Genomic DNA, 15,094 nt, shown 5'->3' with positions numbered 1-15,094 from the left:
TAAATTATGGAAACGTTTACACTGATTGGAATCGGGCGTGGGCAACAAAGTATGACACCTTGTTGCTCACGCAAGGGGTTTACAAAATAGCCGTCAACGTTATCCGGAGTAAAACCGTTATCTGCGGCGCTTACGGTCGGCAGTGAGAGTCGGCATTAGTCTACGGCACGTTGTTCGTAACCATAGCCCCCTTCGGGCTTAGGGACAAAACGTAAGCGGTGGGTAATACAACTGGGTGCATCCTCCGCATGATGTGAAACAAATAATAATTGCGTGCTTCCTTGTGCAATCAGTATGGAAACAAACTGCTTAATCAGTTGACGATTGAGGGCATCGAGTCCTTGTAACGGCTCATCAAGAATAAGTAATCTGGGGTGTTTCACTAATGCTCTAACGATAAGCACTAAACGTTGTTGTCCCCAAGATAAGTCGTGAAAAGGTTGATTAGCCTGCTCGCCGCTTATTCCAATTAGCGATAACCACTGTTCAGCCAACGCTTGCTGCCGATCACCCGGCACTTGATAAAGCCCGATAGAATCGAAATAACCGGATAAAACCACCGTGCGTATTGACGCGCTAACACGATAATCAAGATGTAAGCTACTGCTGACATAGCCGATATGTTTTTTGATATCCCATAATGTTTCACCGCTCCCACGACGAATACCAAATAAGGTCAGATCATTACTGTAGCCTTGGGGATGATCACCGGTAATCAAACTCAGCAATGTCGATTTCCCTGCACCGTTTGGGCCCGTAATCTGCCAATGTTCACCGGGATTTACCTGCCATGTAAGGTTATCAATAATGACATTGTCATCCCATGACACGCGTCCTGATTGTAAACGGATAAGAGTAGAAGTGTTGGTCTGATCTTCGCTAACGCTAGGGATATCCGCTTCAGGCAGTTGTTCGATATGTAAAGTTTCTAGGTGCTGTAACTGAGTGACAATATTATCAGCAAGCACTTTTTCTCGTGCGGCAAGGGGATGCAAAGTCCCTTCAATCAGGATACCGACGCGACTCACAAATGTGGGAATATCATCAAAACGGTTTAAAACCAGTATTAGGGTTAAGCCTTGTTGATGCAATTCATATAGAAGTTGTTGTAATGCAGCACGGGCATCGATATCGAGCCCGTCAAACGGCTCATCAAGGATCAGTAAATCCGGTTCTGACATTAGGGCTTGGCACAGTAACGTTTTGCGGGTTTCCCCCGTCGATAATACTTTGAAGGGACGATCTAACAAGGCGCGGATACCAAAGCGTTCAGCTAAGGCTTCGCAACGCACAGGATCTTGATACGACTCTTGAATTACATCTCGGGTAAGTTTACCGTCACTGTTTTCTCCTTCGCTGAACAGGTCGCTATTATTTTTCTCCCACTCCTGGTTAACAAAAGCGGAGAGCTGCTCGAAAGAGAGTCGTGTCACTGAGGTAAATTGACTCAGCCATGTCCCTTTAGCGCTAGTCAGTTCGCCCTTTAACGCGAGGGTCAACGAAGATTTACCACTGCCGTTACTCCCGACTAAGGCGACGCTTTCACCTTCGGTAAGCGTAAATTCATCGATCTGTAACTGCCACCGTTCTCCACGATAAAATCTGCATTGCGAAATGTGCAATATTTTCATATTTGGTTCCATTTTATGCATTTGTTTTAGTTGTAGCGGGCGCCCTGACGCTTGTCAATCGTCGCTTTTACCAGACAGTCTCAACAAAGGCACAAAAAGGGGTTTCGTCAAAGAGGTACTGTCGTTAGACTAGCGCTTTTAATGTCGAAGAGGTCTAACGATGCTGGAACTAGTGAAAAGTTTACTTATGGCGATCATCATGGTGCCTGTATTGATGACTATCATTCTCGGATTAATTTGGGGACTAGGTGAGTTGTTTAACCTTATCTCTAGAACGAAGAACGAAAAACATTCAGCATAATGTGTCGCCTATGCCGATAGGGCATAGGCAGAGTGCTTAAAGCAGTTTTGTCTCAATAAATTCCGCGATGGACGGTAGTTCGTTACTGCCAATGACATACTGGCAACGCTCTTTTATCTCCTGTTTCGCCTCCCCCATAGCGACACCGATACCGGCAAGCTCAAGCATACTCAAATCGTTGTTATTGTCGCCGAAAGCGACGACTTGCTCCATCGATAACCGTTGTGCATTAACCCATTCGGCTAGCCTTTTCCCTTTACTATTTCCGCGTTTTGCAATATCAATCTGATCTTTCCATGACCATTCACAAACGACTTGTGCGACCTTCTCAACGCGCTCTGCAAACGTGTGTAATTGTGTCAGGTCGGCATGCGCTAATGCAAATTTCCATAAAGGCTCGCCACTGTTTACGACAGATCTTAAATCATCGACTTGGCGGAAAACAGGACGTAATTCACTAGGATACTGTTCAGCCCATGCTTGCATACGCGTCACATGCGGTGTTGGCTGTTCATAATACATCGCCTCTCCGGCGTAAAGTAGCCCGTGGATCTTTGCTTGGCGTAATGCATCGATAACAATTTCAGTATCGTGAGCGGGTAATGGATCGCTGCTGATGACTTCTCGAGCGGAGTAGTTGTAGGAGTAAGTCCCATTGCAACATATTGCGGGATCCGTTAACTGTAGAGCCTGATAAATTGGGTGAATAGCGCTATGATGACGCCCCGTAACAATCAGAACATGATAACCTGCGGCTTTTGCTCTGGCGATGGCGTTTATTGATTCAGGGAGAATTTGTTTTTTACCGTTTAATAATGTCCCATCTAAATCTACTGCGATAACTCGATAATCCATAATAGTGTCACCTAGGTGTATGCTGTTGTAAAAGTCTACACCTGAATTCAGCGATGCATCAAATCCAGCACAAAATCACTGTCACACTTATAGATTTCGTTCAGAATAGATCATACAGAAAACTAAGGAGAGCGCATGAAACAAGTTATTTACACCGCCAGCCCAGAAAGTGAAGAGATCCATGTATGGCAACTGTCTGAACAAGGTGACTTAACCTTGTTACAGACAGTGAATGCGCCTGGTCAGCCTCAACCGTTAGCCATTAATGCACGCCAACAGGTGCTTTATGCAGGCGTGAAACCAGAGTTTCGAGTCGCGGCATGGAAAATTGGCCCGACAGGGATGCTTACGTGGTTGGATGAAGCACCGCTTCCGGGAAGTGCCACCTATATTTCAACTGATCGTGACGGCGACGCCCTCTACATTGGCTACTATCACGATGGTTTTGTGAGTTATGGCGCGCTGGATGCACAAGGCCGTCCGAGTGAACCAACCCAAGTGATTAGTGGGTTAGAAGGCTGTCACTCTGCTAACATCAATATTGAGAATAATCAGCTGTACGTTCCTGCGCTAAAACAAGATCGCATCTGCGTTTACCCTCTACGAGCGGATAAAAGTCTCGATGAGGCGAGTGTGACACAAATTGATTCGGCGAAGGGAGCAGGGCCACGACATATGGCTTTCCATCCGCAAGGTCATTTCGCTTATACCATTAATGAACTCGACAGTACCGTTATGGTGATCGCCCTTCACCAAGATGGCGACCACGTTGTGCAAACGCTCGCGACTCAACCGGAAGATTTCACCGGTACTCCTTGGGCGGCAGATATTCATCTTACGCCAGACGGTAAATTCCTTTATACCTGCGATCGGACAAGCAGTTTGCTGACCATTTTCGCAGTGTCTGCTACGGGTGATGCTCTGACTTTGGTTGGTTATCATCCCACTGAAACGCAACCGCGCGGATTTACTCTAGATAAAACAGGTAAATTTCTGTTGGCAACAGGGCAGAAGTCTCACCATATTGCGGTATACAGCATTGATAAACAAAGTGGAAAACTTACTGATTTAGGTCGTCATCCAGCCGGTAAAGGACCGATGTGGGCGATCGCTCATACTCCGGAATAATTGAGAATGTGCCACATAAGTGGCACTTTTCTTAGGCATAAATAGCGGTTAACGTCGCACTCGCCAATTGATGAAAATGCAGAGTAAAACCGAGCATTGCACCGCTAGATGTCTCATCGACTGGTAAGGACTCGATGTCCAAGGCATGTAGGGTAAATATATAGCGATGCGATTCACCAGCGGGGGGCGCGGCACCGCCATAACCAGCAGTCCCGAAATCGGTACGCGTTTGCGTAGCAGCTTTGGGGAGTAATCCGGGAACACTGCCAGCACCTTGCACGAGTTCTGTTAGGGTCGCAGGGATATTCGCGACGCCCCAATGCCACCAGCCTGAACCCGTTGGTGCATCAGGGTCAAAGCAGGTAATAACCAGACTCTTTGTCCCTTCAGGTATGTCCGACCAGCATAAATGCGGAGAGAGATTATCTCCGTGATAGCCCATGCCATTAAAAACATGGCGTTCAGGCAGTTTTTCCCCATCTTGAAAATCATGGCTCTCAAGTTTCATTTTTAGCTCCTCGCTCGATCATTATTGGTCACCGTTAAAATGAGTCGGGTGGTATAAAAAGTGCGTCTTGTTCGACGGCATTAAAGATAGCCGCCATGAGTTTCGCCAGTTGTTCCTCACTGATCACATACGGTGGCATCAAATAAATCAGTTTTCCAAAAGGTCGGATCCAGACACCTTGATTGACAAAGAAGGCTTGGATTTCAGCCATTGCAACAGGGCGATGACACTCCACCACACCGATCGCACCAAGTACCCTCACATCGTTAACATTTTTATGTTCACGCAGCGGGTAGAGCCCAGTCTTCAGTTGTTGTTCAATCCTAGTTACCTGCTGGGACCAATCACCTTTTGCTAAAATTTTCAGACTTTCGGTTGCCACAGCGCATGCCAATGGATTACCCATAAAAGTTGGGCCGTGCATAAAACAGCCTGCTGGGCTGTTACTGATGCCCTTAGCGACACGATCAGTGGTGATTGTCGCGGCGAGGGTCATCGTTCCGCCGGTAAGCCCTTTTCCAACACAAAGGATATCGGGTGTAATTTTAGCATGCTCACACGCAAACATTTTTCCGGTACGGCCAAAGCCGGTAGCAATTTCATCAGCAATCAGCAGAACGTCGTAGCGATCACACAGCTCACGTATCCGTTTAAGTAACTGAGGATGATAAAAACGCATCCCCCCTGCACCTTGTACAATCGGCTCTACAATCACCGCAGCGAGGGAGTGATGGTGTTCAGCAAAAGCTGCCCTCAAGGCATCGGCTTCACTTTCCTGCCAGGGGTGATCGAATGCACATTGAGGTACTGGTACAAAAAGGTGTTCCGGCAAATAGCCTTTCCATAACGAATGCATCGAGTTGTCAGGATCGCAGACTGACATTGCAGCATAGGTATCCCCGTGGTAACCGCCACGTAATGTCAGGAATTTTTGTTTTCGTTGTTGGCCACCACTCCAAAACTGCATCGCCATTTTCATCGCCACTTCGACCGAGACCGAGCCTGAGTCGGCAAGAAAAATCTTACTCAGTCCTTGCGGCACGATCGCTAAGAGTTGTCGGCCAAGCGCTACTGCTGGGCGATGCGTTAATCCGCCAAACATAACGTGGGACATTTTTACCATCTGTTCGCTGAGCGCACGATTTAGATCAGGGTGGTTATAACCATGAATGGCGGCCCACCACGATGACATACCTTCGACCAACTGTTGTCCTGTCTCTAAAGTAATACAGCATCCTTGTGCGCTGGCCACGGGATAGCAGGGTAGAGGATTGAGCATTGAAGTGTAGGGATGCCAAAGATGATGACGATCGAATTCACTGTCTTCTGTCGAGAACATATTTATTGTAAACTGTTTTAGAAAAATTTAGTTTACAAGTATAGCCACAATAACAAGATGTTTAAAGTTACGGAGCAAGCCATGTCACAACGTTGGACACGTCAGCAAGTCACTGAACTGTTTGAGATGCCCTTTTTAGAATTAATGTTTAAGGCACAACAGATCCATCGTGAACACTTCGATCCTGCCAAAGTTCAGGTCAGCACGTTATTATCAATTAAAACCGGTGCTTGTCCTGAAGATTGCAAATATTGTCCGCAAAGTGCGCGTTATAAAACGGGCTTAGAGTCTGAAAAACTCATGGAAGTTGAGGAAGTATTAACTTCAGCCCGTAAAGCGAAAGCCGCCGGTTCCGGACGCTTCTGTATGGGCGCTGCATGGAAGAATCCTCATGCTCGTGATATGCCTTACCTCAAAAAGATGGTAGAAGGTGTCAAAGCAATGGGGTTAGAAACCTGTATGACTCTCGGTACTCTCTCCCCCGAACAAGCTGATGAATTAGCCGATGCAGGGCTTGATTATTATAACCATAACCTTGATACGTCACCGGAGTTTTATGGCAACATCATCACAACACGTAGCTATCAAGAGCGTCTCGATACCTTATCCCATGTAAGGGGTGCGGGGATTAAAGTCTGTTCAGGCGGTATTGTTGGCCTTGGGGAAACGATTGACGATCGTGCAGGATTATTGATGCAATTAGCGAATCTTCCTGTTCCCCCTGAAAGTGTGCCAGTCAACATGTTGGTCAAAGTGAAAGGGACACCATTAGCCGATAATGCTGACGTTGATCCTTTTGATTTTATTCGTACCATCGCCGTCGCTCGTGTACTCATGCCGACATCATACGTTCGCCTTTCTGCAGGGCGCGAGCAGATGAGCGAGCAGACCCAAGCGATGTGTTTTATGGCAGGCGCCAATTCGATTTTCTACGGATGCAAGTTATTGACCACTGAAAATCCAGAAGAAGACAGTGATGTTCGACTTTTCCGCAAGCTAGGGCTTAAACCCGCCCATGCGCATACTGAACTAGGCGTAGAATCTGAATCTGAGCGCCTTCATCAGCAGATACAACATGCGGATACTGCGCTATTTTACAATGCGGCTGTCTAATGTCTTGGCAACAACGTATTGAAAAAACCCTGTATCAACGTCAGCAGCAAGGATTGCTGCGGCGTCGTTCAGCGGTAACATTATCCACTCAGGCAACGCTAAGAAGTGGCACACAGCTTTTCACTCATTTTTCTTCCAATGATTATTTAGGGTTGAGTCAACATCCGAGTGTGATTGATGCATGGTGCAAAGGTGCACAGCAATGGGGAACTGGGGCAGGGGCTTCGGGACATGTCACCGGCTATTCACCCACGCATCAACAACTGGAGCAGACACTGGCCAGCTGGCTGGGCTTTCCTCGGGCTATTTTATTCACCTCGGGTTTTGCCGCTAATCAAGCCTTGGTGTTTGCCTTGGCAGAGTCAAATGACACTCTGATTGCCGATAAGTTAATGCATGCCTCCTTACAAGAGGCCGCGGCATTATCCCCTGCACAGTACCGACGTTATCCCCATAACTCGGTTGAAGGGCTGGCGCGTCAACTGGCTGCCACAGAAAGTGAAAACTGCTTGGTGATCACCGAAGGCGTGTTCAGTATGGATGGTGATAGTGCTCCTCTATCGACGATCGACGCACTCTGTCGATCCAAGCAAGCGTGGTTAATGGTCGATGATGCACATGGTATCGGTGTGGTTGGCGAAGAGGGGCGTGGTAGCTGTGCCCAACAGAATGTACAGCCCGATATCCTCGTGGTCACTTTTGGTAAAGCCTTAGGGGTAGGGGGTGCAGCAATCTTGTGTTCAGATGCTGTTGCCCAATATATTGAGCAAGTGGCCCGACATCTTATTTACAGCACCGCTTTTCCGGCTGCACAGGCGCAAGCCGTCCTCGCAAGTATTGATTTAGTACGGCATCACCCTGAATTTCGACAACAACTCACACGAAATATCGATTTATTTCGTGAACGTTGTCGCGATCGTGAAATTCCTTTAACCGATTCGATAACGGCAATCCAGCCAATCATTATTGGTGACAACCATCGAACCTTAGCGGTGGCGGAAGCATTGAAAACTGCAGGATACTGGGTGCAGGCCATTCGCCCGCCCACAGTGCCAGTGGGGAGTGCCAGATTAAGGATAACGTTGAGTGCGGCACACAGTGAATTGCAAATTAACGGTTTAGTCGAGGCGCTCAGCCATGCCTTATAGCCTCGTAGATAAAAACGCGATTGCCCAAGCATTTGGCCGTGCAGCAAAGCATTATGACCAGTTTGCTGATTTTCAACGCCAAGTTGGTGAAGCGTTACTCGCACATTGCCATTGGCATGCTCCAGGTATGCTGGTGGACGCCGGTGCTGGATCAGGCTGGTATAGTCGTTATTTTCGACAACTCGGACACTGTGTCACGGCTTTTGACCTCTCTAACGGCATGTTGCAGCAGGCAAGGCAACAACAGGCGGCAGATAATTATATAAGAGGGGACTTGGAGTCTTTTCCTTTTCTTCCACAGAGTGTCGACTATCTGTGGAGTAATTTAGCCTTACAATGGTGCAGTGATATTGCAGCGACCCTGCAACACTTTCAACGTGCACTCAAGCCAAAGGGTCAATTAGCTGTGTCCACCTTAGCGGCAGGATCGTTACCAGAGCTCGAACAAGTATGGCAACAATGCGGACGTAAGGCACCCATCAACCGTTGGCCGAGCGGAGAGTTTCTCGTTGAGACGGCGCAATCATTAGGAATTGACGCATGGCAGGCACCGATTGTTTGCCATTTCTCGTCGCCCTTAGCGGCGCTCTGGTCATTAAAAGGTATTGGTGCGTCACATCTGCATGACGGGCGTCAGGCTGGATTAGGGGGACGCCAATTCTTTCGTGATCTCGATAGGTATTGGCCACGCGATGCTGAGGGATATCGCTTAACATATCAAATTGTTTTTGGAGTCAGTACATGACGAAACGCTATTTTATAACCGGTACTGATACTGATGTTGGTAAGACATTGGTGTCTGCCGCTTTGCTGTGTGCGGCAAACAAAGCGGGATATACCACAGCTGGATATAAACCTGTGGCATCGGGTTCTGATTGGGTTGATGGGCAACTGAGAAATCGTGATGCGTTGACATTACAGCGTTACAGTAACCTTTCCTTATCCTATGCAGCGGTAAACCCATTTACCTTCGAGCCGCCGACATCACCGCATATAGCGAGTCAACGAGCCGGATGTCCCATTGGCTTTCAATCGCTCAGTTCGGGATTAACCCAGTTAGCGCAACAGGCTGATTGGATAGTGGTTGAGGGGGCAGGGGGATGGTTTACACCGTTAACATCGCAACACCACTACGGCGAATGGGTGGCTGTCGAGCAATTGCCCGTAATTTTGGTGGTTGGCATGAAGCTCGGCTGTATTAATCATGCGTTATTAACACAGTCAGCGATTCAACATGCGGGATTAACATTGGTCGGTTGGGTCGCAAATAGTCTTAGTGCTGCACCGCATGAGTATGATGAGTATCTCTCATACCTCACTCAGCACATGACTGCCCCCTTATTGGGAGAAATTCCCTTTCTTAGTGATACTGATAACCTTGATAACGCCGCGCAATACCTCACATTACCCTAGGCGTTGACGTTCCAGCGACCAATGTCTCTATGCCGCCGAACCGCAGTAAATCGGCGGCAGTCCCGGTTAATACACTCCGACCATGATGCAATAAAGTGAATGTATCAGCGACACGCCGCACGAAAGCGAGATTGTTATCCATCAGTAAAACACTAATATTGTGACGCTGAGTTAAGGTAGCGATAATCGATACGAGTTGATCCTCCTCGCTCGCAGATAACCCTTCTGAAGGCTCATCCAGCAACACTAATTTTGGGTGGGTAATCACTGCCCGCGCTAAGGCAAGTTGACCTTGCAGCCCCTTTGTTAATGCACCGCTACGTTGATGACGTTGTACAAGCAATGCTGGGAAGAGCTCACGAATAATGGTTGGCAGTGCAGCGGGCCGATCGCTAGGCTGTCCGGCTTTTAAGGCGACGAGTAAGTTATCTTCCACACTAAGTTGTGAAAAGATTGGACTACCTTGTGCAACATAATTAATCCCTAACTGCGTGCGTTGTTGGCTAGGAAGAGAAATGAGGCTACAAGGCAATGTATTTTTTGGTTGCCAAGTCATCTCGCCGCTCATAATGGGGAGAAAACCCAGAATACAGTGAAACAGGGTCGTTTTACCGGTACCGTGTTGGCCGACAATGGCGGAGCAGCTATTTTGGGCAACTTCCAGATTGATATCCCAAAGTGTGTGGTGATTGTCATAGGCCTGATTAATTTCTCTAAGTTGCAGCATGTCGGGTATCCCTATTTCGTTAGCAAGCTATACAATAAAGATAACAAGCAAGAAGAGTGCCACATTGTGAATGAGTGTCATCAAGGTTGAGACGTCGAGTAGTGAAAGGTCAGTGAAGGGGGTGTACGTTATTGGTGCAGTCCGTTTTATAAAAAGGCAGTTTTTTTCATTTTTAATATTGACTTTTTAGTGTCTCTTTAGCCTTTTTACAGTTTGGTGTGCTGATTACCCCTCCTAAAAAAAGTGGCATAACATGAAAAAAATTTTTTTTTAGCAATTGTCATATTTTTGAAAAATTATACACAGCGCACCGTTCCTGGCCTGCAAGCAGTTATCCACCATTCCTGTGGATAACCATGTGCATTACCTTCTGAAAACAGGGGCGAGACGATGAATGATGCGGGTTGGCATTGGAGTGGTTGTAAACTACACTTATTTTTATATAAATTTAAAATCAATATGTTACGCAAAAGCAATAGTCGCCACGGCGATGCATAACACGCACGATAAACTTTTTGACAAAAGCTTGACAAAAATAAAAAGCATTTTGCCTCGCGGTGGATAACCCACCCCTGTGGCAGACAGCATAACTTTTGCTCTTTCCCTGGAATAGGGCGGGATGAATCTCAGGTTAAGCTGTATATTTATACAGTTTTTACGTGAAGTTCTTAACGCTTAAGAGTAAAATAACGGCCTATCCCGAAACTGACTAACCGGAATTGATTATTATGAGTAAAGTTTTTACCTTACACTCTGAATTTAAACCTTCTGGTGATCAGCCTGAAGCGATAAGAAAATTAGAAGAAGGGTTGGACGATGGGCTAGCACATCAAACCTTGTTGGGCGTAACCGGATCGGGTAAGACGTTTACCATTGCCAATGTTATTGCTGATTCAAATCGTCCAACCATGATCATGGCCCCCAATAAAACCCTCGCTGCCCAGCTCTATGGCGAAATGAAAGCTTTTTTCCCGGAGAATGCGGTAGAATATTTTGTCTCATATTATGACTACTACCAACCTGAGGCCTACGTTCCAAGCTCTGACACATTTATAGAAAAAGATGCGTCGGTGAATGAGCATATTGAACAGATGCGCCTATCTGCGACTAAAGCGTTACTTGAACGAAAGGATGTGATCGTGGTGGCCTCAGTCTCTGCGATTTATGGCCTGGGGGATCCCGATGCTTATCTTAAAATGATGCTGCATCTTACGCGTGGAATGATCATTGACCAGCGTAGTATTTTACGGCGTCTTTCTGAACTTCAATATACACGTAATGATCAAGCCTTCCAGCGTGCAACGTTTCGGGTAAGAGGCGATGTTATTGATGTTTTTCCTGCCGAGTCTGATGACTTAGCGCTACGGATTGAACTCTTCGACGAAGAAGTCGAGCGTCTCTCGCTATTTGACCCTCTTACTGGACAAATCGAGCAATCGGTAGCACGTTTTACTATTTATCCCAAAACACACTATGTCACGCCTCGCGAACGCATACTCCAAGCGATGGAAGAGATTAAGGTTGAACTTGCTGACCGCAAGAAGGTACTTCTTGAGAATAATAAATTACTTGAAGAGCAGCGTATTACGCAACGGACCCAATTTGATCTTGAAATGATGAATGAGCTTGGCTACTGCTCGGGCATTGAAAACTATTCACGGTACCTTTCAGGCCGTGGCCCAGGGCAAGCTCCCCCTACGTTGTTTGATTATCTGCCTGCTGACGGTCTGCTGGTGGTGGATGAATCACACGTGACTATTCCACAAATTGGTGGCATGTATAAGGGCGACCGTGCGCGGAAAGAAAATCTGGTTGAATATGGTTTCCGCCTGCCTTCAGCCTTAGATAACCGGCCAATGAAATTTGAAGAATTTGAAGCCTTAGCGCCGCAAACCATCTATGTCTCAGCCACCCCGGGGAAGTATGAGTTGGAAAAATCGGGGGATGAGATTGTAGACCAAGTGGTTCGGCCAACAGGACTCTTAGACCCGATTTTAGAAATTAGACCGGTAGCAACACAGGTTGATGATCTCTTATCAGAAATTCGCCAGCGAGTGGAAATTAATGAACGTGTATTAGTTACCGTATTGACTAAGCGTATGGCGGAAGATCTGACAGAATATTTAGAGGAACATGGCGAAAAGGTGCGCTACCTTCACTCTGATATTGATACGGTAGAGCGGATGGAAATTATCCGCGATTTACGATTAGGGAAGTTTGATGTTTTGGTGGGAATTAACTTACTGCGTGAAGGTCTTGATATGCCAGAGGTATCATTAGTGGCTATCTTGGATGCTGATAAAGAAGGATTTTTGCGCTCAGATCGCTCGCTGATTCAAACCATAGGACGTGCGGCGCGTAATGTGAGCGGTAAGGCGATTTTATACGCTGATAGAATTACCCCTTCGATGGCGCGCGCGATAGAAGAGACCGAACGACGCCGCGAAAAGCAACAGGCCTGGAACAAAGAGCATGGCATTACACCGACTAAACTAAACAAGAAAATCACGGATATTCTTGAAATAGGCGGCGCTTCAACTTCAGGTAAAAAATCGGCCCCTTCTAAAGGGGACTTTGAACTGAAAGCTGCCGAGACGGCCGCAGAATATTCTCTAATGACCGCTCCTGAACTACAGAAAAAAATCGCAGAATATGAGCGCACTATGCAAAAACATGCACAGAATCTCGAATTTGAGGAGGCCGCACGGTTACGTGACGAGTTACATCGATTGCGTGATCTCCTGCTGATTGCGATGTAAAACCGGCTGGCAACATGCGCTCATCAGCAGTTTGTGTTGCCAGTCGCTTAGTGTAAGGCCTGAAAGGCATCTTCTAAGGCTTGACGCAGTAATTGTCGATCATGGCGATATCCCACGTCGGCAGCATCCAATGGTCGCTGGATCCGTAGGCGTTGTGTGATACCACTACTGTCGCTCTGTGGACCTAAAATAACGCCATCAATAACCCGCCGTCCGATTTCGTTTTCAATTAATGCCAGTTTCTGATCGACTGAAAGATGACCTGCCGGGCTAAGTTCTATCCCTAAATTATCAATAAACAACATTTTAGACGGTGTTCGACGCAATGCTTGGCTAATCTCTTTGACTAAAATGACCGGCATAATACTGGTGTAAAAGCTGCCTGGCCCTAGAATAATTAAGTCTGCGTCTAATATAGCTTCAATCGCTTCGCGAGTTGCTTTAACGGGGACGGTCAGATCCAACTTTGTTGGCCACTCTTTCATCGCATCGATCTCGGTCTCACCATGGATAAGGTTACCCTGTGTATCGGTAGCGACTAAGTCAACCGGTTGTTCCGACATCGGGATTAAGAATGCATCGACTTTAAGCACATTACGAATAAGATTAATCGCTTCAAGGGGACGTACACTGAGACTATCGAGGGCACGAAGCATTAAATTTCCCAAATTATGACCGGCTAATTCACCTTGGCCAGAAAAGCGGTATTCAAACATCGCGGAGGCAACGCTCGGTTGTGTAATTAACTGATTCAAACAATTACGCATATCTCCCCACGCAATGCCGCCCTCTGAACGACGTATTCTTCCCGTTGAGCCGCCATTATCTGTCGTGGTGACAATGCCAGTCAATCGAGAGCCTAGAGAAGAGAGCGAAGACATTACTCGACCCAATCCGTGCCCACCACCAATGGCTACAACACGGTCTAAATCTGCTAAGGTACGGTTCATCTGCGGCATCATCCTTTACTTTATTTATTATTACTGTTCTGGAACAGGCATTCATTATCTGTTGAACTATACTTAATACCTATCACAAATTGAAAAAAGTCCGAGAAATGGCGGCCTGAACATGACACCTTTTCTTATTCAGGCTAGGATAACATTATCGCTTCTCGGTCTTTTCATCTTAATAACAAAGAAGTGAATGATATCCCAATCGCGAACCGTTGAAGAGGCACCCCTTTGTTACCTTTAGCTGATACTTTCCAACGAAAATTTTACTATCTACGTCTCTCAATTACTGATGTCTGTAATTTCCGTTGCACGTATTGCCTACCCGATGGCTATAAACCCAATAAAGAACGTTCAGCGTTTCTCTCTGTAGACGAAATTTCTCGGGTCGCACAGGCCTTCGGGGAGTTGGGAACCTCTAAAATTCGCTTAACTGGCGGTGAGCCATCAATGCGCAGGGACTTCACTGAGATCATTACCGCGATTCATGACCAACCAGCAATTAAACAGATAGCGATGACGACTAACGGCTATCGATTAGCGAAAGAGGCTGCTAATTGGCGCATGGCCGGTTTAACCTCGGTGAACGTGAGTTTGGATAGCTTAGATGCACGTCAGTTCCAACAAATTACTGGACAGAACAAGTTTCAAGAGGTGATGGCGGGTATTGATGCTTGCTTTGACGCTGGTTTTCCAACCGTCAAAATCAATGTGGTGCTGATGAAGCACCTCACGCAACAATTGCCGACTTTCTTAGCATGGATTAAGTATCGCTCAATACAGTTACGTTTTATTGAGCTGATGGAGACGGGAGAGGGAAGTCACTATTTTAATCAGCATCACCTCTCTGGCGAGCAAATTCGTGGTCAATTACTCGCAATGGGGTGGCAACGCAGGGCTAGCGAGCCAGAAGCGGGTCCCGCACAAATTTTTAGTCATCCAGATTATCAAGGTGAAATCGGACTGATTATGCCCTATGACAAACATTTTTGTGAGAGTTGTAACCGTTTACGGGTGTCAGCAATAGGACAATTGCATCTCTGTTTATTCGGTGAGAACGGCATCACACTGCGTGATTTACTACAATCCGATACGCAACAAACTGCATTGCAAGAACGTATTCGTATCAGTCTGATAGAAAAGAAACAGACGCATTTTCTTCATCAAGGAATGACGGGTCTGGCGCGTAATCTTTCGTATATTGGTGGTTAATTTTAGG

Annotated in this window: 14 protein-coding genes; 8 read left to right on the top strand and 6 right to left on the bottom strand. The window is 46.7% G+C overall.

Features of this window, described 5'->3' with window-relative positions; genetic code table 11:
- Positions 1–155: 155 nt before the first annotated feature.
- The gene (gene modF / locus HGT73_RS06445) at positions 156–1,631 is read right to left on the bottom strand and encodes a molybdate ABC transporter ATP-binding protein ModF (RefSeq protein WP_214212844.1); all 1,476 of its coding nucleotides are present in this window, start codon (positions 1,629–1,631) and stop codon (positions 156–158) included.
- Between the two features lie 160 nt (positions 1,632–1,791).
- Between modF and HGT73_RS06440 the strand changes: the two genes are divergently transcribed.
- On the top strand, positions 1,792–1,932 hold the full coding sequence (locus HGT73_RS06440; RefSeq protein ID WP_214212843.1) for an AcrZ family multidrug efflux pump-associated protein: 141 nt from the start codon (positions 1,792–1,794) through the stop codon (positions 1,930–1,932).
- Between the two features lie 36 nt (positions 1,933–1,968).
- On the opposite strand, the gene HGT73_RS06435 is transcribed toward HGT73_RS06440, so the two are convergent.
- Positions 1,969–2,787, bottom strand: coding sequence for a pyridoxal phosphatase (locus tag HGT73_RS06435; protein ID WP_214212842.1), 819 nt, complete (start codon positions 2,785–2,787; stop codon positions 1,969–1,971).
- A 135-nt stretch (positions 2,788–2,922) separates the two neighbouring features.
- Here HGT73_RS06435 and pgl point away from each other — a divergent pair, with 135 nt between their 5' ends.
- Entirely contained in the window at positions 2,923–3,915 is a 993-nt protein-coding gene (gene pgl / locus HGT73_RS06430; protein WP_214212841.1) for a 6-phosphogluconolactonase, read from the top strand.
- Positions 3,916–3,946: 31 nt separating this feature from the next.
- Here pgl and HGT73_RS06425 read toward each other — a convergent pair whose 3' ends face one another.
- Both HGT73_RS06425 and bioA read right to left on the bottom strand, forming a co-directional pair.
- Positions 3,947–4,423 (bottom strand): kinase inhibitor, encoded by a 477-nt coding sequence (locus HGT73_RS06425; protein WP_214212840.1) that lies wholly within the window; start codon positions 4,421–4,423, stop codon positions 3,947–3,949.
- A gap of 34 nt (positions 4,424–4,457) precedes the next feature.
- Positions 4,458–5,762 carry an adenosylmethionine--8-amino-7-oxononanoate transaminase gene (gene bioA / locus HGT73_RS06420; protein WP_214212839.1) on the bottom strand — a complete coding sequence of 435 codons (1,305 nt, stop codon included), beginning with the start codon at positions 5,760–5,762 and terminating at the stop codon, positions 4,458–4,460.
- Between the two features lie 81 nt (positions 5,763–5,843).
- Here bioA and bioB point away from each other — a divergent pair, with 81 nt between their 5' ends.
- From bioB to bioD, 4 genes are read left to right on the top strand one after another with little or no spacing between them, the layout of a single operon-like run.
- Entirely contained in the window at positions 5,844–6,875 is a 1,032-nt protein-coding gene (bioB, locus tag HGT73_RS06415) for a biotin synthase BioB (protein WP_214212838.1), read from the top strand.
- The gene (gene bioF, locus HGT73_RS06410; protein ID WP_214212837.1) at positions 6,875–8,023 is read left to right on the top strand and encodes an 8-amino-7-oxononanoate synthase; all 1,149 of its coding nucleotides are present in this window, start codon (positions 6,875–6,877) and stop codon (positions 8,021–8,023) included. Before bioB ends, bioF begins: the two co-directional genes overlap by 1 nt.
- Complete coding sequence (locus tag HGT73_RS06405) at positions 8,013–8,768, top strand: methyltransferase domain-containing protein (protein ID WP_214212836.1); 756 nt, start codon at positions 8,013–8,015, stop codon at positions 8,766–8,768. The genes bioF and HGT73_RS06405 overlap by 11 nt, the downstream gene beginning before the upstream one ends.
- A complete protein-coding gene (gene bioD / locus HGT73_RS06400; protein WP_214212835.1) occupies positions 8,765–9,436 on the top strand; it encodes a dethiobiotin synthase in 672 nt (223 codons plus the stop codon). Before HGT73_RS06405 ends, bioD begins: the two co-directional genes overlap by 4 nt.
- On the opposite strand, the gene HGT73_RS06395 is transcribed toward bioD, so the two are convergent.
- Positions 9,423–10,163, bottom strand: a complete 741-nt coding sequence (locus HGT73_RS06395; RefSeq protein ID WP_214212834.1) for an ABC transporter ATP-binding protein — start codon at positions 10,161–10,163, stop codon at positions 9,423–9,425. The two genes, bioD and HGT73_RS06395, sit on opposite strands and share 14 nt — an antisense overlap.
- Before the next feature lie 728 nt (positions 10,164–10,891).
- Here HGT73_RS06395 and uvrB point away from each other — a divergent pair.
- On the top strand, positions 10,892–12,922 hold the full coding sequence (gene uvrB, locus HGT73_RS06390) for an excinuclease ABC subunit UvrB (RefSeq protein ID WP_214212833.1): 2,031 nt from the start codon (positions 10,892–10,894) through the stop codon (positions 12,920–12,922).
- A gap of 47 nt (positions 12,923–12,969) precedes the next feature.
- On the opposite strand, the gene yvcK is transcribed toward uvrB, so the two are convergent.
- Positions 12,970–13,872 carry a uridine diphosphate-N-acetylglucosamine-binding protein YvcK gene (yvcK, locus tag HGT73_RS06385; protein ID WP_214212832.1) on the bottom strand — a complete coding sequence of 301 codons (903 nt, stop codon included), beginning with the start codon at positions 13,870–13,872 and terminating at the stop codon, positions 12,970–12,972.
- Between the two features lie 234 nt (positions 13,873–14,106).
- On the opposite strand from yvcK, the gene moaA reads away from it, so the two are divergent.
- Positions 14,107–15,087, top strand: coding sequence for a GTP 3',8-cyclase MoaA (moaA, locus tag HGT73_RS06380; RefSeq protein ID WP_214212831.1), 981 nt, complete (start codon positions 14,107–14,109; stop codon positions 15,085–15,087).
- The last annotated feature ends 7 nt before the right edge of the window (positions 15,088–15,094 follow it).

Origin of the sequence: Rosenbergiella australiborealis, from assembly GCF_018494035.1 — a bacterium.
Classification (GTDB): domain Bacteria; phylum Pseudomonadota; class Gammaproteobacteria; order Enterobacterales; family Enterobacteriaceae; genus Rosenbergiella; species Rosenbergiella australiborealis.
The sequence above is the reverse complement of the archived record's forward strand: the minus strand, read 5'-3'. Positions and strand labels throughout refer to the sequence as shown.